The 680-nt window shown below is 65.0% G+C and carries 1 protein-coding gene; it reads left to right on the top strand.

Annotated features, from left to right (window positions below):
• Window positions 1-680, top strand: a 680-nt coding sequence (locus H8Z83_RS19300) for an S-layer homology domain-containing protein (RefSeq protein ID WP_187016505.1), incomplete at both ends; no start/stop codon positions are given.

Raw genomic sequence — 680 nt, 5'->3', positions numbered from 1 at the left:
GTCTCCGCGCCCTCTGTCAAGCACGGCGATGTGACCGTCAGCCCCAAGAGCGCCTCCAAGGGCGATACCGTGACCATCACCGTCAAGCCCGACAGCGGCTATGAGCTGGACACCCTGACCGTGAAGGACGCCAGCGGCAGCAAGATCAAGGTGAAGGACAAGGGCGACGGCAAGTTTACCTTCACCATGCCCGCCTCCAAGGTGACGGTTTCCGCGGAATTCGCTGAGATCGAGACGCTGGACTTCGCGGACGTTTCCACCGACGCCTACTACTATGAGGCTGTGAAGTGGGCCGCCAAGAAGGGCATCACCGGCGGTACCGGCGACGGCACCTTCAACCCCAACGGCTCCTGCACCCGCGCCCACATCGTCACCTTCCTGTGGCGCGCCGCCGGCTCTCCCGAGCCTAAGAGCACGGTGAGCTTCGCGGATGTTCCCGCAGACAGCTACTACGCCAAGGCTGTGGCCTGGGCTGTGGAGAACGGCATCACGCTGGGTACCGGCGACGGCACCTTCAGCCCCAACGCCACCTGCACCCGCGCTCAGAGCGTGACGTTCCTGTACCGCGCACTGGGCACCGCGCCCACCACGGTGAACGGCTTCACCGACGTGACGGCCGATGCTTTCTATGCTGACGCAGTGGCCTGGGCCGTGGAGAGCGGCGTGACCAACGGTACGTC

Origin of the sequence: Dysosmobacter segnis, assembly GCF_014297285.1 — a bacterium.
Classification (GTDB): domain Bacteria; phylum Bacillota; class Clostridia; order Oscillospirales; family Oscillospiraceae; genus Oscillibacter; species Oscillibacter segnis.
Note: the sequence above shows the minus strand (reverse complement) of the source record. Positions and strands in the feature narration are given on the sequence as shown.